The organism is Thermocladium sp. ECH_B (assembly GCA_001516585.1).
GTDB lineage: Archaea > Thermoproteota > Thermoprotei > Thermoproteales > Thermocladiaceae > Thermocladium.
This window is the reverse complement of record LOBW01000028.1, coordinates 1-20,401: the sequence shown is the minus strand read 5'-3', so window position 1 is coordinate 20,401 and position 20,401 is coordinate 1. Positions and strand designations below refer to the sequence as shown.

At 48.2% G+C, this 20,401-nt stretch carries 22 protein-coding genes; 4 read left to right on the top strand and 18 right to left on the bottom strand.

The window, feature by feature from the left end; genetic code table 11:
• On the bottom strand, positions 1–725 hold a 725-nt coding region (locus AT710_04950), incomplete at its 3' end, for a hypothetical protein (protein ID KUO92037.1).
• A gap of 690 nt (positions 726–1,415) precedes the next feature.
• Here AT710_04950 and AT710_04945 point away from each other — a divergent pair.
• Positions 1,416–1,727, top strand: coding sequence for a hypothetical protein (locus tag AT710_04945; protein ID KUO92036.1), 312 nt, complete (start codon positions 1,416–1,418; stop codon positions 1,725–1,727).
• Positions 1,728–1,734: 7 nt separating this feature from the next.
• A complete protein-coding gene (locus AT710_04940; GenBank protein ID KUO92035.1) occupies positions 1,735–3,078 on the top strand; it encodes a hypothetical protein in 1,344 nt (447 codons plus the stop codon).
• Between the two features lie 93 nt (positions 3,079–3,171).
• Here the strand turns inward: AT710_04940 and AT710_04935 are convergent, their stop codons facing one another.
• From AT710_04935 to AT710_04860, 16 genes are all read right to left on the bottom strand, one after another.
• On the bottom strand, positions 3,172–3,381 hold the full coding sequence (locus AT710_04935; protein KUO92034.1) for a hypothetical protein: 210 nt from the start codon (positions 3,379–3,381) through the stop codon (positions 3,172–3,174).
• 74 nt (positions 3,382–3,455) lie between these two features.
• Entirely contained in the window at positions 3,456–4,496 is a 1,041-nt protein-coding gene (locus AT710_04930) for a hypothetical protein (protein KUO92033.1), read from the bottom strand.
• Positions 4,475–6,250, bottom strand: coding sequence for a hypothetical protein (locus AT710_04925; GenBank protein ID KUO92032.1), 1,776 nt, complete (start codon positions 6,248–6,250; stop codon positions 4,475–4,477). Before AT710_04925 ends, AT710_04930 begins: the two co-directional genes overlap by 22 nt.
• A 186-nt stretch (positions 6,251–6,436) precedes the next feature.
• On the bottom strand, positions 6,437–6,982 hold the full coding sequence (locus AT710_04920; protein KUO92031.1) for a hypothetical protein: 546 nt from the start codon (positions 6,980–6,982) through the stop codon (positions 6,437–6,439).
• Between the two features lie 104 nt (positions 6,983–7,086).
• A complete protein-coding gene (locus tag AT710_04915; GenBank protein ID KUO92030.1) occupies positions 7,087–7,329 on the bottom strand; it encodes a hypothetical protein in 243 nt (80 codons plus the stop codon).
• A gap of 283 nt (positions 7,330–7,612) precedes the next feature.
• Positions 7,613–7,801 carry a hypothetical protein gene (locus tag AT710_04910; GenBank protein ID KUO92029.1) on the bottom strand — a complete coding sequence of 63 codons (189 nt, stop codon included), beginning with the start codon at positions 7,799–7,801 and terminating at the stop codon, positions 7,613–7,615.
• 134 nt (positions 7,802–7,935) lie between these two features.
• Positions 7,936–8,736: a hypothetical protein gene (locus AT710_04905; GenBank protein KUO92028.1), complete on the bottom strand. Its 801-nt coding sequence runs from the start codon at positions 8,734–8,736 to the stop codon at positions 7,936–7,938.
• Positions 8,733–9,554 carry a glycosyl transferase gene (locus AT710_04900; GenBank protein KUO92027.1) on the bottom strand — a complete coding sequence of 274 codons (822 nt, stop codon included), beginning with the start codon at positions 9,552–9,554 and terminating at the stop codon, positions 8,733–8,735. The genes AT710_04905 and AT710_04900 overlap by 4 nt, the downstream gene beginning before the upstream one ends.
• Positions 9,555–9,676: 122 nt before the next feature.
• Positions 9,677–10,048, bottom strand: coding sequence for a hypothetical protein (locus AT710_04895; protein ID KUO92026.1), 372 nt, complete (start codon positions 10,046–10,048; stop codon positions 9,677–9,679).
• Between the two features lie 80 nt (positions 10,049–10,128).
• The gene (locus tag AT710_04890) at positions 10,129–10,614 is read right to left on the bottom strand and encodes a hypothetical protein (protein ID KUO92025.1); all 486 of its coding nucleotides are present in this window, start codon (positions 10,612–10,614) and stop codon (positions 10,129–10,131) included.
• Between the two features lie 30 nt (positions 10,615–10,644).
• Positions 10,645–11,667: a glycosyl transferase gene (locus AT710_04885; protein KUO92024.1), complete on the bottom strand. Its 1,023-nt coding sequence runs from the start codon at positions 11,665–11,667 to the stop codon at positions 10,645–10,647.
• Positions 11,668–11,933: 266 nt separating this feature from the next.
• On the bottom strand, positions 11,934–12,335 hold the full coding sequence (locus AT710_04880) for a hypothetical protein (protein KUO92023.1): 402 nt from the start codon (positions 12,333–12,335) through the stop codon (positions 11,934–11,936).
• Positions 12,336–12,443: 108 nt separating this feature from the next.
• Positions 12,444–12,725: a transcriptional regulator gene (locus AT710_04875; protein KUO92022.1), complete on the bottom strand. Its 282-nt coding sequence runs from the start codon at positions 12,723–12,725 to the stop codon at positions 12,444–12,446.
• 34 nt (positions 12,726–12,759) lie between these two features.
• Entirely contained in the window at positions 12,760–14,103 is a 1,344-nt protein-coding gene (locus AT710_04870; protein KUO92021.1) for a hypothetical protein, read from the bottom strand.
• Between the two features lie 145 nt (positions 14,104–14,248).
• The gene (locus AT710_04865) at positions 14,249–16,660 is read right to left on the bottom strand and encodes a valine--tRNA ligase (protein ID KUO92020.1); all 2,412 of its coding nucleotides are present in this window, start codon (positions 16,658–16,660) and stop codon (positions 14,249–14,251) included.
• A gap of 43 nt (positions 16,661–16,703) precedes the next feature.
• Positions 16,704–17,621, bottom strand: coding sequence for a 2-hydroxyhepta-2,4-diene-1,7-dioate isomerase (locus AT710_04860; GenBank protein ID KUO92019.1), 918 nt, complete (start codon positions 17,619–17,621; stop codon positions 16,704–16,706).
• Between the two features lie 129 nt (positions 17,622–17,750).
• Here AT710_04860 and AT710_04855 point away from each other — a divergent pair, with 129 nt between their 5' ends.
• Positions 17,751–18,155 carry a hypothetical protein gene (locus AT710_04855; protein KUO92018.1) on the top strand — a complete coding sequence of 135 codons (405 nt, stop codon included), beginning with the start codon at positions 17,751–17,753 and terminating at the stop codon, positions 18,153–18,155.
• Positions 18,156–18,571: 416 nt separating this feature from the next.
• Here AT710_04855 and AT710_04850 read toward each other — a convergent pair whose 3' ends face one another.
• Positions 18,572–19,504 carry a hypothetical protein gene (locus AT710_04850; protein ID KUO92017.1) on the bottom strand — a complete coding sequence of 311 codons (933 nt, stop codon included), beginning with the start codon at positions 19,502–19,504 and terminating at the stop codon, positions 18,572–18,574.
• Between the two features lie 112 nt (positions 19,505–19,616).
• Here AT710_04850 and AT710_04845 point away from each other — a divergent pair, with 112 nt between their 5' ends.
• Positions 19,617–20,030 (top strand): hypothetical protein, encoded by a 414-nt coding sequence (locus AT710_04845; GenBank protein ID KUO92016.1) that lies wholly within the window; start codon positions 19,617–19,619, stop codon positions 20,028–20,030.
• The last annotated feature ends 371 nt before the right edge of the window (positions 20,031–20,401 follow it).

The window sequence follows — 20,401 nt, the reverse complement described above, 5'->3', positions numbered from 1 at the left end:
TAGGTTAATAGTGGGTTGCCCGGCAGCGGCGGTGGAGTCGTGTCGTTGGTTACGTATATGTAGACCACGAACCAAATGGGCCTATTCATGTGGTTGTAGACCAGTATGTATGTATTGATGGTTTGGTTCACGGCCACTGAGGTTGGGTAACCCCCAATCCTGCCCCCAGGCCCCAGTAGGCCTATGGCTGAGAACTGGGTCGCCTCAACCCCGGTGAGGCTGTGGGCAGCTAGGAATACTGCGAGGACTATGACGAGCCCGGTTAAANCGGCCAGGACCTCGCTATCGGTCAAGAAGCCCCTCGCCTTACCGCCGCCTAGGGTTGCCCTATCCCCGCCCCTGAACCTAAGCCAAAGCGAACCCACCAACTCACGGCGCCTCAGGTAGAGGAGCGTTAAGGCGCTCACCGCTAAGGCGCCCAAGGCCCCATAGGCCACGGCCTCGAGGAGCCTCCCCTGCTCAACCTGCCTAGCCAAGGCTGGGGCCCGGTTGAGTATGCTTGATGCTAACCCCGCCGCCCCGTCGTATTGGCCGGCCTCGGTGAGGTTTATGGCTTCGTTGAGCGTGGCCACTAGCCTTGTTACGTTCCCGCCCTCAGCCCCTATGGCCGATACGTTGCCGTAGGCCAGCAGTAGGCTCCTTGGGGGCTGCGGCGCCTCAAGGGCCACTATGACTAGGCTTAATGCCACGAGCACCAGCACCGCTAAACCAATTAACTTGGCCACATGAGGCATTGGTGGGCGTGTTAAAATGTATTGCTCTTTATTGGCTAAGGCATTTCAACCTAGGCATTGATTGGTAGTGGAGTTAGGTTTGAGGGTTTGCGCCGCCGAGCTGCTTAGTAGGCTTGGGTTTAGGGCAATTGATTTGGGTTAAGGTTATGGGGGTTGTGGTTGGCGAGGTGACTTAATAGCCGAGGATGAGTGCGGCAATAGGTACTCCGTTTAGGTTAAGGCCGGTAAGGTTGACGTGAGTGGGGTTAGGTGGGCGTACACCAATGCCAAGTTGATCAACGCAAGGCCCCTTGTGTTGGCTAGGGGATCCAGTGATGTTTCATGGATATGGGGATTGCCATATGGTAGTCGCCAACGCCGTGGCTGCCTGGATTTACGGGGCTGGGGTTAACAATGGGATGCTGCCGGGTATTGGGGAGTGGCTGGTAATGTCCCCATTGAGGCTTTGGTGGTTGGTACGGTAGGCTTAGGGACCCCTTTGATGGGTTTGTTGCTGCTCTCACCATTAAAAGCAATGGGTTTATTAAACTCAGCCCCATTAATGATTTCAGTAGCACTAAAGGCGGGTAACCTCCAAGAAACCCTCGCCCCACAAGGGTGGGGAAGAGGTCAGAGCGCCCGGGTGCCGTCTCTATTATTTCATAGCATAATACTTTATAGGGGGTTTTCTCTCCCTTCTTTATGTCTAATTCCCTGTGCCTTAGTGGCTCAGTTGCTGGGAGGGTTTTGGAGTTGGCTGATTCCCTTGGGTTGAGTCCCGAGGATTACGTGAATGCCCTGCTGGAGAGGGCTGCGCCTAGGCGTAGGATTGACTTGATGCCTCTGGGTTTTAAGGTTAAGGTTGCTGAGACCATTGCTGAGGTTGCCCTGGAGACGCTTAGAAAGACACTTATCGTTTGGAGCGGTGGTAAGGATAGCACCGTGGTGAGGGTGGGCAGGGCGCAGGATAAGGAGGGAATAATGGAGCTGCTCAGAAAGTATGGATACATGTGAAACAGCTATGAGGAAGCCGAACGTAGTAATACTAGTCATTGACACGCTGAGGGAGGATTACTCAAGCGGGNTAGAGGCGCTTAGGGAGCTTGGCTTCATTAAGTATGAGAACGCCATAGCGCCGGCGCCATGGACTGTACCAAGCCACGCCAGCCTAATCACGGGAATGTACCCAAGCCAGCATGAAATACATGAGTCGAGGGGTGTGAGGACTAATGATGAGTTGGCCGACATAGCCAGGGTTAGGATGAGGCAACTGAACTACGGTATAATTGGTGAATTAGAAAATGATGGATATGAGACAAGAGTAATAACAGCAAACGGATACATAACACCGCTCTTTGGGTTCAACGCTAAGGATACTATCATGGTTTCATTTCTTAATCCTTGTTTTAGATTAATTTACCAGGAAAGACCTAATGAGCTAAGTAAATTGTTAAGAAAGAAGTATGGGGGAAATAAGGTTAGGATGTTTCTGGACTTGATGAATGAGGGACATATACGTGATGCAGTAGACGGCTTAGTTTACTACATGTTGATGCGATTCTGCAATGTATATCGGAACCTTATTGAGCTAGGGCATAAATTAACAATCTATGATTTAACCATGGAGAAGGGCTCTAGCCAGGTAATTAAGATTTTAAAGAATGCTAAGTTCTCACAGCCATTCTTTCTACTTATAAATATTATGGAGGCTCATAGCCCGTACTTACACAATGACCTTAATTATAAGTTGCATAATGAGGCTATTACAAAGTGGGTGATTAATAATGGTACAGATGATTCGGTTATAGAGGAGCTAAGGAAGAGCTATCCAAGGCATGCCGCTTATGCTGTTAAGAGGGCTGTGGAGATTGTTAGGGCGCTTAAGCCGTACTTAGATGATTCGCTGGTAATTGTTACTTCGGATCATGGCGAGCTACTTGGTGATGGTGGTTTAGGCCATGGGTACTTCTTGAGGGATGGGTTACTTAGGGTTCCGCTGTGGGTTAAGTGGCCCAGTTGGGTTAAGCCACCAAAGCAGGTGGGGTCGNTTGTAAGCTTAACGCAGGTTCCGTCAATAATTAGGGCGGTTATTGATAATGAGGAGCCTAGGGTTGGTTCAAGTGTAGCTATATCAGAGAGCTTTGGAATANCTCCAGGTCACTTAGTAGATGTTTCAAAGCTAAACTATGAGAAAGCCCTTAGGCTACTTGCCCACAGGGTAAGGGTTTACACGAGGCATGGTGTAGCTACGTATAATATTGATTTTGGGGAGTTTGAGGAGATTAACGGTGATGAGGATGAGTTAATGAAGATGACCAGGAGTTTAATCAATGGCCTTGATCCATCTGGGGGTTACTTCGATTGAGGTTTAATGCGCAGGTAGTTTTCCCTCAATCCTGCTTTCCATATAAACTTCAAGGTTTTAGCGTATATGCGCATGGGTTTGCATACTTTAGCTTTACCCTGTTTCATGCGAGAAGTAACACACCAGTACAGCAGGACACCCTATGAATCTCAACATTAGCAAGAGATGGAATAAATTTACCCCAAGACAGGAAACCATCTTTACTTCTACGCTCTTCAAATTTGTAAGGAAAGACAAAAACTCGTTAGTGGAGATCTGCGCCCCACTGTACCAAATACCATTGGTAATTACCAAAAGTTTCATTATGTCTCAGAACTGAAGAAGACTTATAAGTATTATTTTCACACGATTCTAACTGCGAACCATAAATAGTGTAGTTACTTAAGGAACTTAATAAGTGGTTCCTTAATATGGTCCCAATTACGTTTATTTAGGAGGAATTCTCCGAGCCTTTTGACGTAAAAGGGTTTCCAATACTCAACATTCTTTAGATAGTCGGAGATTGCATTAACTAACTTATTAAGTGAGGATTCCCATATCACCTCATTGGTGTAGTCTTGCCTGTCTACATAAAAGCTATGCGTTAGCTTGGCAATGGGGGTACCCATTAACACTGAATCTATGGATCCCAGTCCTAATTCTTCATCAATGCACCTCTCAATGTATAGATCGGAATCTGCGAGTAGCTTTAGGAACTGTTCTCTTGGCAGATAAGGCATCCATTTCACCACTAGATTACCTATGTATTCTTTTTTAGCGGTGGCTGATGGATTGATTATAATGAATTCTATTTCCTTATTAACCTGCTTGCTAACTAGTTTCATAAGGGTTAATAGAGAATGCTCCTTCAATAACCTAGGTGAATCACCAAACGATGCATAAGTCATAACCTTTATTGTCTTTCCATCGTTATTTTTGACACTCTTACTCTTTTCCATGTATTGCTGTATTTCCTCCGGAAATATGAATTGAGGAATAAGAATAAATTCATCATATATTTTGTTTGCTTCACATGCAGTGATGCTATGGCATATGTATAAATCAATTCTATTAAATAATCTAGTGAAATTCCATTGCGAAAGAAGATATAAAGCACCAGCTTTAATCCTAGGTGGTGCCTGAGTTATAGCCCCCGAAAGCTCATTGTAAATAAATCCATGAATAAATAAAGCTACCTTCACTCTATTGTTGATGAATATATGCATTTGAGGCGGTATTGAACCAGTAAAGATTATGTCTTGGTATTGCTGAAGAAACCGCATTTTTTTAATGTAGGAAAATGCCTGACCGAGTAAGTTCCCATCTATTACCACTCTATCAACCGCCATCCCCTCTCTCTTAAGTGCCTCAAGAAGCTTCTCGGTAATGTAGCGAACGCCTCCTATGCCTAAGGGACCTACGACGGCGGTTGAGCCCATATTAAAATGGATCCATTATTACCATTAAAAAGTATATCACCATTATAAATAAGTACATGGCTAAATATGCCAGGTTCATAAACTCCAGGCATTTCCATGGCCCCTTGCCTTAGCAGTACTAACCCTCTAAAATTTCGTAGATACATCGAGTTAATGAATAATCCATAAGAACCAGCATATAAAAGCTTAACATTATTATATTCAAATCCTTGATACTGAGGAATTATCCATAAATACTTGTAAGCAAGGAATAGACCACTCCGCCAATCAGTTAGGTATAAACCAGGCCCCAGAATATGTGAAAGGGCAATTAACTGCGATGCGTCATCATAGCTTATCAAGCCATTTACGGAATAGCTATATTGATTAGCTGTATATGGGTTTCCAGGCGCAAATAACCCTGAATATGCAAAGGCAATGATAGTAACCACTAAAAGCAGAGAAGAAAAAATACGACCACCACTCTTCTCCGCGAGCACCTTAAACGCATAAGGCGCCAGGATAGCTAACACCGCTGCTGACGGCAATCCGAGGTATCGTGGTAAATCTGCAGCTGGAAACACCGATGCACCTATATATGCAATCACTAGGAACATTTCAGAGAAGAATGCTAAAGCCCTTGCAGCTCCTTTACCNCGCAGAAATACAAAGAGACCTAGTACAGCAAGCGTGGATAATGCCAAGTTACCAAGAGATGAAGTTGGAGGACTAGGTACAGGCACTGTTGCCGAGAGTATTCTTGCACCCCGCAGAAATGCTAATACGGCATTTAACACACCGTTGTAAGCACCAGTCAATTCGAATAATAACGTAGTATAGGCTGCATATGCTATAAAAACAACTAACAAATAAAGCAGTAAATTTGTCACACTTTTTTTCCTGGTGGTAATCCAGAGAACCACCATAGTTATGACCATCCAAGTAGCTACACCACCATGTCCAAAAACGCCAGCCGCAAGTAAGGGAACTAAGGTAACCGGTGTCAATTGCGGCAGGAAAGCGGTAAGGAATAGGCTTAGTGAATATACCTCTGGTATGTACCCTACGGACCATATAACAGCGAGTGGTGCGATGAGCAGCAGCAAGGATGCTTGAGGGTTAGATATGCCGGTGAACCTCCTTGATAATAGGTATATCAACAATGGTAATTGAACCAGATAGATTAGGCCAAGCACAACACTGGCCCAAGTGGCATTCATTCCGCTTGTAACTGATAACATAGCATAAGTCAGAGGTACCATGGGAAAAGGATATGCACCTTGTTTAATTGTCGCTGCAGCAATATGGTCCAATTGGCTTATTTGAGTAGCCCAGATTATGTCTCTCCAAGTATCATTGCCAAACGAAGGGGTATAAATCGAGTAAAGAATGACTATGGAGACCCCCACTATCGCCGTGGCTACCATAACCTTCTTCATAGGCTCTTCACGTGCAAATGCAGTTACTGTTAATGCCGCCGCTAATGCCACCACATAGCCCAGACCAGTCCGTCTGAGAAGAAGAATCTCTACCTGACTCACAGCGTATACTGCTATGGGTAGAAACCATAGCGAGAAAGGCATCCTAAACGTTGGTATCTCTTTATTTTTGCTTCTGTTTACACCAGTAGGCAAGAGTAATGCTGAGACTGCCAAGACCAAAGTTACCTCTATATAGATTAATAAATTAATACTTAGGCGGTTAGCTGCGTAAAGCGCTGCAAAAACCAAAGCCGCTGCAACTAGTAAAACTGTAATTACGCTATCCTGCTTCATGACGCTCCTGTATTTGATGGCTTTATATGCTTAGCTCTATTAAATGAAACAAGATGTTGCCTAAGCTTGATGCCTAAACCTTTACATTGCAATAGCATGAATGCTTCACTCTAACTAAGGTTATAATCCCTAATCCCAGAAGCCGAGATTGATTAGCATCATAGTCTTGGCACTAACACCGCTGGACTAAGCTGTGTCTTTGTAATTTTTAAGTAACTCCTTAATGCCTAACTCAAGCTTCATTTTGGGTTCGAACCCTAACTCCTTCTTAGCCCTCGTTATGTCAACCACCGAATACTTAATATCACCGGGTCTGGATGACTCATATATGAGCTTCAGATCCTCCTTACCCGCCATCTTGATGATGAGTCTTGCCAATTGATTTATTGTTATTGCCTCACCACTACCAATATTAAACACACCCCTAGCTTCTTCGTTCTTAAGCGAAATCATTATAGCATTAACGATATCACTTACATGCACGAAGTCCCTTGTTTGCTCACCATCACCGAAAATAATCAGTGGCTCACCCTTAGAAACCCTTCTAATAAACTCACTAATAACACCAGCATATGCTCTCGACTGCTTTGGCCCATAAACATTGAAAAACCTAAGAACTATAGACCTAAAACCATACNGAGCAGCGAAAGCGTTAACAAAAGCTTCACCAGAAACCTTACTTGCAGCATAGGGCGATCTAGGCATTAATGGGTGATCCTCAGATATTGGCACCCTGATGGGTTCACCATAGATAGCGCTTGATGATGCAAATATTAGGATACTAACGTTTTTAGATGTGCTAACTCTCTTCTGATTTTAGTGAATCAAGCATCCACTTAGTCATATCTAAACTTGATAATGAATGGTCTATGATACAGGTATTCGGGTATCCATGGATAATGTTCAAACTCGGTAACGACTAATTGTATCTCATTAAGTGGAGGAAACATCATTAAGTTGTAAAAATATACTGAATTGTAAAAATATACTGAATGAATAATTACATCATCTTTTCTATTTGGCTTATTCATTAAGAGATTTTTAACGGTTTTTCCAGCTCTGTATGAGAATAAAGGCATTTCCTTGAAATAAAATCGTGAACCCGTAATAGGAGGTGGTATACAAAATTATATTAACATTTTCGGTTGTGTACTTGCTAATTGGATTTTTACAGATAGAGATAATAGTTACTTCATGACCATACTTGGCTAAACCTTTTGCAAGACCCCACGTAAGTTTTTGATCGCACCACCCTTAGTGGATGGGACCGGTTCCCGCAGTCCAAGAATTATTATATTCATCTTAAGACCGCAGCATAGATTTCTTTCATCTTTGACGCAAAAACCTGCCAACTATATTTCTCTACTGCAGTTTCTCTTTGGCTTTTGCGGCTAGTTTATTTCTGAGGGTTTCATCATTAATTAGCGTAAGCATCCTCATTGCTAGGTCTTTCCAATCCCCCTTCTTGAATAATAGGCCATTTACACCATCAGTTATTACATCGGGTATTCCACCTGCCGTGGAGTCTATTGGGGGTATTCCAGACGCCATTGCTTCAATAAGCACTAAGCCAAATGCCTCAGCTAGTGACGGAAGTACGAGGAGGTGTGCGTTGGAGTATAGTACTCTTAATTCGTCTCTATTTACGGCGCCTGTGAAAATTACTCTAACCTGGTATCCTCCTTTTAGCGTTCAACAATTACCCTGGCGTATGGTGAAGCTTCTGATGCTGAGAAGGAGCTTGTAAGTGGCCCTATAATGGCCAGCTTCACGTGAACAGGCTCCTGGGCAATGTAGTTAAAGGCCTTTAGCAATAGATGTACTCCCTTTTCAGGCGAGACCCTACCCACGAACAATATGTAGTCTCCCTCTTCAAGGCTAAACTTACTTAGGAGCTCACGGTTTCTTAACCCAGGTTTGAAGTAATCAACATCTACACCATTGGGGATGATCACCACCTTATCACCATTAACACCTGCCTTTTCAACTATTGCCCTATACATGGTCTTATTGAGCGCTACAATCGCATTTGAAGTCCTCATCGTGAAGCCCTCCACCAACCTAACAACCCTCTCGCCCAGGTGCACCTTATCCTCGGGCCACAGCGGATTATGGCATGTGTACATAAGCCCGTATGATTGATTGCGGTTAATAGCCAGTGCAAACCCGGCCCATGCCGTATTAGCATGCACTACGTCAATCTCCTCATTCCCCAGGTATTTACCCACTGCCCTACCAAACTGGAGCTCCATGATGATATTCCTCTTGATATTCTGTGCCAGAGGTCTCACTGGAACCTTGACTATCTCCACTCCATCTACATCATTTACCTCAACCGAATTGCCGCCCCACTTAGCATCCATAGCAAAGGCATCTACACCAAGTTTCCTAAGGTGCTTAGCCAATTGGTAAACATACTCCTCCACTGCACCCCCCTTAATTGGCGGTATAGATACTAAGCCGGAGGATACTAATGCAACTCTCATGCTACCATAGCCTCTATTAGCTTTCTATAAAGTGACTTCATGATTCTAGTCTCCAGCTTAATTTCACCAGCATTGCTTCTTGATAAGCTTTCCTCCCTTGCTATATGAAGCACTGGATTACTTGGAACATATATGGAGTCCAGGCCCTTAAGGATTAATTGCATCCCAAAGTACTGTTCATTACCTGGGGCCCTCCTCAACAACTCATGCTCTGGGAACCATGCATCGTAGATGTAGCTTGCCTTAAAACTCATGTTAACACCCCTAAAGGGCAGCGAGAAGCATTCTTTACCTGGAATAAATGGTCCATGAGCGATATTAAGGTTCTTAGCCAGGTAANCCCCCATCCTATACTTCCTCAACAATGGATGTGGACTTTCTAACCACGGCCTAATAGTCCATCGATATAGCTTGGTAACCACCTTATCGTCTGGGGTTGGCATTACCCTCATGTCTTCTAGATTTAAGTGAATGTCCCTGCTTGATATTCCAGCTATATTTGGGTATATGGTATGTAATTTAATGTACCTTTCAATCCACTTACCTAGGGGTATTGCATCATCATCCGTAAATATTATGAGGTCACCCTTAGCCTCCCTTTTACCCATATTCAAGGCGTGAGTAAAGTAGCCACTCTTCTGCTCAACTATCGCACAGGGTAGGTTATTCCTATTGCACAAACCCCCAACATACCTTAAGTCACACTCCTTAACCACAAGAACCACTTCATTAGGCTTCACATTCTGATCCCTAAGGCCAGTAAGCAAGTAGCTTAGGTATTTGCATCCTTTGCTTGGAACTACAATTGAANCCTTCATTTTATATTGCTGTCTTAGCATTATATTTATATAAATCCATGGATTAGTTCCAAGTACCTACTGGCAATGTTAACATAATCGAATTGCCTCACAAATTCCTGCCCATTTTGGGACAACCTTAACTATAACTTTTCATCTTTTAATAGCCTCTCTAAGGCATTAGCATAATCTATTGGATTGTAACTATCTACCCTGATGCCGTTGAATCCACCAATAACGACCTCCTTAGGTACGGCACCTGAGACTACTACGGGTGTCCCGCATGCCATGGCTTCTAGTGATGCATATGAGAATCCTTCGTAGCTGGATGGTAATATTAGAGCCTTTGCACTACACAATATCTTCACCTTCTCCTCCTCAGATATAGACCTCCTCAACGTGATTGATTCATCACTAGGGACATTAACCTGGTCACCAATGATCACCAACTTAACATTATGACCCCTTTTCCGTAGAATTCTAATTGCCTTAATGCTAATTTGCGGATTCTTCACATGTCTTGTACCTATATGCACTATTATGTCTTCCCTGGACTTAGAAGGTTCATAAGATTCCAGTTTCATGGGTATTGGAATCACATCGCACGAGTATCCAAGTACTGTATGCAACTCCCTCTGGTTTTATTACTTACACAAGTTATTTCATCATAACTCTTTAAAATGCTCTTACCGAGGAAGAGGTATCTCCTGAATGTTAAGGCAGGGCCTAAATCATGAACCACAAGTATCTTGGGCTTAAACTTAAGCGGCACAATGCCATTAACAATAACTGCATCCACACCTTTCCTATGAAGTAGCTTAGAGCCATTCCACCACCAANCCCATGTGATTTTCAACCAAGGGTCACCCTGGCAGGGCCCAGTTTGCAACGTGTAGATGGGTATGGTGGTGCTTAAGCCATGCATTTTTGCGAACCAACCTGGAAGCTGATCCTTAGCGATGCCGTTGTAGCACCACGTCATTATTAGTGGGTCATGGCCGAGCTTAGTTAACCCCTCCGCCAATAGGGCTATGAATCTGTTTACACCATCAAGGTGAGTTATGTACTCCCTCCTAATCAACGCTATACGCATTTTACTTACCTTTGTAATCTAGGATTCCTGATACAGTTCTTTTAAGTATAGTTGCATTGTTTCGATCCAGGTTTTTATGGGTGCTTTTAAGGCTATTACTAATTGTTCATTAAGGTATTGTGTCTCTGCGTTTAGGTTCTCTGCTATTTCTTTGGTTATTATTGCTGGTGTTCCTATTGCTAGTGCTTCTGCTGTGAATATGCTGTATGCCTCGTGTCTGCTTGGGTTTATTGCATATCTAGCTCCCGCAAGTAGCTCCAGGTATTTTGTTCTTAGTTGCGGTTCTAGGAGTTCTGCTAGATCCCTGTAATAGTTCCTTATATACTTCTCTAGTTTTTTCCTATATGGGCCTTGACCTATTATCAAAAGTTTAATGCCTAATTTTTTCGCTGTTTGTAGTGCTAATTCTAATCTTTTGTATTTTTCTATTCTACCTGCATAGACCATGTAGTTGCTTTGTTGCCCTTGCCATTTATAGTTCATCACATCTTCCTCAACCCCATTTGGTATTACAACTACTTTATCTTTTGCTTCTGGGTAATGCTTAGTTATTAGGCTGCTTTCTCTACTGCTGACTACGTGGACTACGTCCGCCATCTCTAATAGTTTCCCTACGTATCTTCTCCATACTGTCCAAGCAATTTCCCTCGCAATAGTGTGCCCAGAGCCGTGGTAATGGGGTGTAATCACGAATTTAGCGTTAATATGATTGGATATTAGTAGTCCGGAGTATACGGTTAGTATTGCGTGTACGCTGTGTATGTGAATTAAGTCGGCTTCTCTGTCTAGGTCTGTGAGGAGCTTCTCTAGTTTATTTCTCTGCCTTGGTATGTGGTAGGCATCGCCTGGGCTCCATGTTGGCCACCTAATTACTTCAACCCCGTTTACTTCCTCCTCACGTGATTTACCAATGCTTGGTTCACCAGCTATTACGGTGACTGAGTATCCCATTTTTACTAACCTCTCGGCTACGGACTTTACTACGTATTCTACACCACCTATGTGTGGGTAGTATCTGGGTGCTATGTAGATTATTCTCATTGTGTGTCCTGGTTTAGAGCAAGTATGTAGTGGCTTCCTTTAGCTTCCCTGTGACCGAATCTACTTCAAGGCATAGGATCTCGAGTGTTGTTGTGCCTATCAGCACGATGTCTACGTCGTTTGATACGAGCATGTGTGTATGGGCTTTTCTACCCATTTAGTGAACCCCTCACTATTGGGCAATTAGGCTCCTAACCATCCAATAACATCGCTAAGCCTCCTATTTATCCCAATGTTAACGTCTAATGCAGAGGCTTGCGGCATTATTAAGGTGTTATGCCCGGCTTGTACCAATTTGGCGTGTTCATCCACATGATCCCCAACGATATGATGCTCTCGACCGATTCCACTGTGATGCCCCTTGCCCGCATCATCCTCAACCCGATCAAGTAGGCCGCGAGCGTTAATTTACGTGACAACGCTTGGGCCAAGGCCTCTATGACCGCTTGCCTCAATTGGGTTAAAAGGCTTGAGGACTTGATGACCCCGCCCCTACGAATGTATAGTATCACCGAGTCTATTAAAGCCCTACTCAACGGCTTAATCCTCCACCACACGCCGCTCCTAACCACTCTATGCCTCAAAACAATGAGGAGGCGGGGATTAACGGCCCCAAGCCTATTCATCAAGTAATCCTCAATTAAGGCAACGCCAAACCCATTAAACATTCAATGATCCACCACAACAATTCTTTTTAAGCATTACCTTAGCGAACTACCCCGCCAGGGCGGGGTCTCCGGCAAAAAAGATGGATATTGCTAAAAAGTCAAGATGTATTATTGTTTCTTTTCCTCTCCTTTTTTCTCCTCGGCCTCCAACTTGCTTAGTTCTTCCTGTATCTCCTTTTCTATCTCCTCAATGGGCTTGGGGGGAGGCGTCGTGGCGAGGGCGTATCCAATCCATGCGATTATGCCGAAGATGGCCGCCACGCCGATGAAGGCGGTTAACTCTATTACTAGGGCCTTCCATGGGGAAAGGAACACCAGGTAAGCATAGGCGATTATCACTATTATCGACACAATTAGCAGGGCGCTGCCCACGGCTTTATCGCTAGGCATGGAATGAGGGGAAGGAGGGCATTTATAAGCGTTGCTATTCGATGCGCCGAGCCCCCTCACTTTCTACTTCCCCGTTCGGCAAGCCGAGGCCGATCACGCCGCGCCTGGAGGAGCCGAGCCCCGCGTCCCTCCTGATCACGAGTAGGTACTCCTGGAACTGGCGGGCCGTGAACGTGGCGTAGTGATGCGCCAACATGAGGAGCCTATTATAGTTGAGGGGATTAACGTATTGGGACAAGAGGAAGCCCGCGTCCCTCCTCCAATCATACTCGTAAAACATCTTGCCGGGCAACTCATTCCCCAGGAACCTCCGCTCGTGAATTGGGACCTCCACGAGGAGCGGCAAATCGGTTTCCCTAGCCTTGACGTGAAACATAACTATTCGGGGCAATCCGAGGACCAAGGAGGCAGCATCGATCCTCAACCCGGCGTCCCTGGCCCTCCTCTCCATGGCCCTCGCAAGGGAGTCCACATCCATGAGTCCCTCCTCCTTAAGGCGAATATCCACCGCGCCAATCAACATCGGCCGCGAGACCCCCCTGGCAACCCCGGCGCGCCTCGCCATGGAGTCCAGGAGGAGGGAATCGCCCAAGTACTGGTCAATCGCCTTCTCCAGGAGGAGCCGCGCATCCCTCCCCCACTCGCCGCTCCTCTTCATTAACTCCATTAATTGATGCCTCCACTTCCTCGACCAAGCAATCGAGTATAGCTCGGCTCCCTTGCTTAATAGGCCCAGATCCGCGCCATCGATGTGCCCCGCCAATAATTCCTGGAGCCGCCTAAATAGGAGGTACTCCTTGATTATCTTGAGGTGCGAGTCCTTCGACACGAATAGCGATGTGACGCGGGAGTCGCGGCCCGCCTCCAGGAAATCGATCAACGCCGCGAGGGCCCCGGCCGCCGCCCTGACCTCGGCCGGCCCCGATTGCCCGCCATCCATTGCCAGGATGCGGAGGAGCGACATGACCTTGACGTAGAGGGAGCCATCCATTAGGACATAGTCTGGAGGCGATTCGAGGCTCCTCTTGGCCACCGCCATCTCCAGCCTAGCCATCATGCTCATCCCGGCCCCCGACCCCGGGGGAACGGCGTCTAAATCGATGTCCCTAATGGGGGCTTGGCCCGAGCTGCTTATCGCTATGGCCCTCGCCACCACGAATTCCCTCCCATCGCTTAGCCCAGCCACCTGTATCCCGCCATCCACAGCCACGGCGGAGAGGTCGAGGGGCTCGACCTTATCCACCCTGGTCCACATGTCGTACTTGATCAGCGGCGACAAGTCATCCACGGGCACTGGAGCCAAGACGCCCCGCTTCTCCCTTAGTCGACGCATGAATAGGTCGAAAAATAGGTCCGGCACGACCCCAATGGTTCCCATGCATTAAATCAATGCCGCGTGCGGCACATAAATGGGAGAAAACAAATCAATACTAGTCCACCATAAGTTTCAGAAACATCCAGGAAAGAAGAACCNATTAATGAGGCGAGCCCCTTATTCTCGGCCCAGGGAGCCCTCCATTCNCCTACTGCTTGCCATCCATGAGTATATAGATCTCCGACTCATCGCTTATGCGCNNGGCNTTGCTTGGCNTCTCATCGAACGATATCTTCACCTTATGCATCTCCCTCAACTCCCTCTCCAATGGCCTCAGCACTGGGGGCGCATATATAGTGGCGCTCAATCCCTCGGCCAAACTAATCCTATTCCTATTCTTAAAGGACCAAACGGCGCTGTTGAGCCTCATGAACTCCGCCAATAGCGTGGACAAGCCCTCGCTCCACTTCCCCGCGTCCCCGATCCCCTCGTCATGTATTGAGGCGCCGTGAACTCGGCGCCACACCTCGTCGGTGACGAACGGCATTATCGGGGCCAGCAACTTGAGGGACTCATCCATTACCAGGCGAAGCGCGTGCCAGGCGCCCCTCTGCTGCCTCTCCGGGAAGCCTCCCTCCCTATTATAGGCGCGGGACTTCACTGCCTCCACATAGTGATCCGCGAAGACGTGCCACAGGAAGCCGAAGAGTTCCTGGGCAGCCACATACACATCCAGTTCCTCATATGACTTAATGATGCGCTCCTTAACCCTATTCAACTCGTTAATTATGGCTTCATCCAGCAGCGTCAACTCATAATCGTCGCCGGGGTCCGGGAACGAGTATGCGAAGCGCGCAACATTCCAAACCTTGGTCACGAAGTCCCGCCCAGTCCTAAGCAATTGCTCCTGGTACCTATAGTCATAGCCCAACTTGCCCGCCGCGGCCGCCCAGAAGCGAGTCGCATCCGCGCCATACTTCTCTATTGGATGCATGGCATCGATGACGTTCCCCTTGGACTTATGCATGGCCTCCCCCCTCTCATCGAGCCCCATCCCATTCACCCTGACGCGCGTGAAGGGCGCATCCCCATAGAGTAGGAACGCGCGGAGAACGGAGTAGTAGAGCCATGACCTGATTATTTCATAGCCCTGTGGCCTGATTATGCCGCTTGGGTAAGCCCTCTTGAAGACCGCGGGGAACTTCGTGTAGCCGGAGGCATACATCCAGGAAATGGAGGAGTCGAACCAAGTATCCAGTATCCTATCCTCGCCCACCAGCCTCCCCCTGCACTGCTCCTTGACCTCGGGGGGAGCCTCGTCCCTCCACGGCCTATAGTACTTCCCGCCGCTGGGTAGAATGGGCTTGACGCCGTCCCCCTCCATGCAGTACCATATGGGTATCTCCGTTCCGTAGTACCTCCTCCTGCTGATGGGCCAATCGAACTGTAATGAATTGATCCAATTAACGAGTGCCTGGGAGTACTCGGGCGGGTGAAACCTCATTCTATCCTTAACCAACGCAAGGAGCTTGTCCTTGAATTCCAATTGCTTGAGGAAGAGCTCCCTAGTCACGATCACCTCAATGGGGGTGCCGCACCTCCAGCAGACGGGCACCGAGTGGGCGATGCGTTCCCGCTTAACGAGCAAGCCGCCGGCCTCCAGGTCCTTGATTACCTCCTCCCTGGCCTTGGCCACGGGCAAGCCCGCGTACTTCCCCGTCGACTCGCTCATCCTCCCATCCTGCGTCACCACTATCCTCATGGGGAGCCTCAACTCGTTCACTATGGCTAGGTCCCTCGTGTCGCCGAAGGTGCTTATCATGACTAATCCGCTGCCGAAGTCGGGCTTGGCCGCCGGGTGAGGCAGTATGGGGATCACTTGGCCGAAGATGGGGGCAACCGCGTGCCTCCCCTCCAATCCCCTATACCGCTCGTCCCCGGGATTATAGATGACGGCCACCGCGGCGGCAATGAGCTCCGGCCTCGTCGTGGCTATTATTATGTCCTCCCCCGTCTCCTGAACCCTGAACTTAACGTAATTGAGCGTGGTCTCGCCATCCCTATACTCGACCTCGGCCTCCGCGAGGGACGTCATGCATCTGGGGCACCACATGGTGGGTCTCTCCGCCTCATAGATGAGGCCTCGCCTCCACATATCTATGAAGGTCGATTGAGTCATGGCCCTATACTCATCGCTATCCGTCCCATTCACCCATTGATCGGCCGAGACCCCCCACCTCCTCAACGCGCTGCGCCACGCGTCCTCATACTCGTTCAGGACGGCCCTGCACATCTCGAGGAACTTCTCCCGCGGCACTTCCTGTAGCCTAATGCCGTACTTCTTCTCCACCTGAACCTCCACGGGCAATCCATTCCTATCCGCGTAGAATGGGAAGACGACGCTGAATCCCCTCATCCTGTGGAACCTAACTATCATATCCATTTGGGCATAGGAGGCGAATTGACCTATATGGGGCCTCCCGCTCATGTAGGGGGGCGGAGTATCGATGACTAGGACCGGCCTCCCCTCCTGGATCCTCGTGCCGAAGCGTCCCTCCGACTCCCATGTCCTCAATAACTCCTGCTCCCTCTCAACGCTCCAACGCTTCTCCAGGCTCATAGACGGGGGGCAGCCACATTATTATTAAACATTATCGAAGAAGCTATTCATCCTTGACCGGATTAATCAATTTGCCTATCTTCTCCACCTCGGCCTCCACCGTGTCCCCGTTCTTTAGGAACCTCCCCTTAGCGGCTCCAACTCCCTGGGGGGTTCCCGTGGATATTATGTCCCCCGGCCTCAGCGTTATTCCCTGTGATGCCCAATGAATCAATTGACGCACGTCGAATATCATGTCCCTCGTATTGCCGTCCTGCTGCGTCTCGCCGTTCACCTTGAGGGTCAGCCTAAGGTCGTTGGGCTCCTCCAACTCATCCCTAGTCACTATCACTGGGCCCACGGGGGTCGTGGAGTCCATGCTCTTCCCCCATATCCAGTTCTGCCCCAATGCATTCAGTTTCTCGGGCCAACCCGGCGGGAACTGCCAATCCCTCATGGACACATCGTTAACCACGGTGAACCCAAACACGTGCTGCAAGGCATCCTTCTCATCGATGTACTTCCCCCTGGCCCCAATTATGACGCCTAACTCCACCTCCCAATCAACCCTGTAAGAGACGCGCGGCTTCAGTATTGGATCCCCATTCCCTATCAATGCATTCCTGAACTTGGGGAAGAAGTAGGGCTTCTCCGGCGGGGCATGCCCGGTCTCCTCCCCGTGAGCCCTATAATTAACCGCGACGCAGAGAATCTTCTCGGGATCCGGAACTGGAGGGAGCCACTTTATCTCCGCAGGATTAATCAACAGGCTTGAGTCGCTTCTCCCCCTATCAATTAATTCCCTCACCACCCCCTGGGCGGGCTCTCCCAACTCGATTAATCGCTTCATGCTGTAGAGGAAGTCCGGCACGGCGTCAACCCCATTCAACTGCATATAGGCCAGGGAAAGATCCAGGACGCCGCCCACAACCATTGCCCCAACGCGAGGCACGTTATCCTTAACGAACGAGAGCAGCCTCATAACTCGCCTAGGCCGGGCAGCTATAATAAGCATTGCCCAAAACCTAACGACCTGAATTACGTGGAAACGCTTTTGACAACGCCTTGACCTGGCCCGGCGTGAAGATAACTGAGCCCCTCTTTATTCGGGATGTGGAGGTCAAGGAATAGGGTCGTCATGGCCCCCATGATAACTAACCTTGCCTCTCCAGGCGATTGCCCCACCGATGAGTGCGTGGCTTACATGGCTAGGAGGACTCCCTCGGCTTGGATTAATCAACGGATCAGCCATATCAAGGGGACACTGGTTAGTGGCCTAGTACGCCTCCACGCTCTAATAGACTGGGCTGAGGCAAGGAACTCCAAGTACTCAAGCCCCTTCTCCGTCAACCTATTGAAGATGCACTTCCTCCTAGTGGCTGGGCCGCACCTATCCATACCTCTCCACGAGCTCCACTTCCTCCACGAAGCGGAGAACGCTCTCCCCATACCCCCACGTCCTCAACAAGGCAAGAAGCTCACGAGTATATGGGTCCCGGCCCATTTCTTTGATTGAGCTCCCTAATGGTTTTCAGGAGTCTTGTGGTAATGGGGATTCTTTGTTTCATAAGCGTGTCCACTTATTGGTAACGCACTTATAAACATTACTATAAACTCCAAAAATAATTACTGCTGCACTTATTGCGTTACCACTTAATGGACACGCAATAATCACCGAGAGGAGGCGGGACCGGTAAGATCGAGTAAGGATCCTCATTCCCATCCAGTAATGAGGCGAACCAAAACATGGGGGCGTTTAATTATTTTGAGTAAATCCTTATGCGCCAAGTAGCTTCAATTTTTGATTTATAGCTACATATTATTATTGCAACGTTGCTGCGTATGTTGCATTTATTAGGAGCGACCTCCTCCCCGCCCTGAAGGGAGAGGCTTGTCGTTCTTTTTATCAACATTGATAAAGAATTGCAAACCTCATGAATTGCTAGATAATTTATTGCTCGGCCTTGGTTGCTCCATTTTCTTCACATCCATATAGCTCTTAATTATGCCGTATACGCCTATTGCGCCCACCACCGTGACCACTAGGAGTAGTCCGATATTTACTGCATCTAGGTTCGGTATTGGTATTCCCGTTGATACCGCCCATGCATCTATTGTTGGGAAGGCTATTATAAGGAGGCCGGCGAGCGTGAATACCAGACCGCCATAGTATAGCGTTCTGCCAGCCGCCATTTTGCCAATGAGCTTCACATCCTCCTCGCCCAGGTGCTTTGTCCTAAGTATGCTGCCGAACACGGCCCCAAACATCANCTGCATAACCATTGTGCCCAGCCCAAAGAGGATGCCTGGGATGGGGGCATAGATTATGCTGGGGACTTGGGGAGCCAGCACGAATGTTATTATGGTGGCGTAGGCGCCGAAGCCGAAGCCGGCTATTAGTCCGTGGATTATGGTCATCTTGAGGGGCACATCCCTCTCGTGGATCTCGTGGAGCGGGAGCCTCGATGCTTCCCTCGTGTGGTGGGCCTTGCCTCCCAGCAATTCATCTATTGGCAAATGAATGTATCTACCCCTTAATATGTAGGAGCCGGCTATGGCCATCACTATCCCCACGATTATATAGACTGGCCCATCTAGGTTATACTTTTGATATATGTAGGCGAGGCCCATGTAGCCGAGCGTTGTGAGGAATGCCCTTTGGATTGTAAAGCCTAGGCTGAAGAGAAGGCCGGCCTTCATTCCGCCCTTTGTGCTGTACTTGCCTATGGCGTAGCTGAACGTTATTGGCCACGTGTGCTCGTCGGGCGTGGCTCCATGCATCATTCCCAGCAGGAAGCTTATCATGGCTATCTCCCCCATGCCTAGTCCGGCAGGTGGGTTTAGGAGGAGCTGGAGGGGATCCATGATTAGGGATACCCTAATGTATTTAAAAACATTGCGTGAAAATCCACGATCCAAACCCCGGGAGTCGGAGGAAAGTTTTAATTAAGGGTACACGCGACACCCATTGTTTAGGATGAGCAGTGGAGAAACAATCGACGCCAAGAACTTGAGGGATGAGACGAGGAGGGCGGAGGAGAAGGGGGGCAAGATAGTGATAACCTTCGTGGAGATCCCCTTGGACTCCATAAAGAGCACTAAGGTAGAGATAGACCCGGACATAATGGAGGAAATAACCATAGGCCGCGCCCCGGACAACATGGTCGTGGTTCCAGATATGACCGTGTCGCGACACCACGCCGTGCTCTCAATAGGGGAAAGGGGGGAAATGATATTGAAGGACCTATCGAGCAAGAATGGAACCTATATGATGATTAATGGAGCATTCAGCAAAATAGAGAAGCAGGAAGTATATGATGGAGCCCTCATAAAGCTAGGACTATACACCATAATAAAGATAAATAGGCAACCGCGAGCCACTCCACCCTGAGGGGCGGAGGGCGCCTCTCGTTTCGTCGTTTTTGCGAAGCCCGTCCAAGAGTTGGGGGTGTCCTCGCCATTCTAGGGAGATGGCTACAAATATTCGAACGAGATAGGAGCAGGTGGGATTTTCCTCCAAAAGCTCCTAAGGGTAAGGCGAGGCCCAACAATTGCTACACGAGCCCAAGGCCATTCCCAAGTACCAAGTGGAGAAGTACGGCAAAGATCTGGTCCTCGTCGAACCCTCATATGCCTCCAAGGCCTGTGCCACGTGCGGACGCGCGAAGGAGGACTCAACCTCGGCGGACCATTCCCCTGCCAACTACTGGGTCGCAGACCGCGACCACAACCCTTTCCCGAACGCGCTCAAGAGATCGGGGA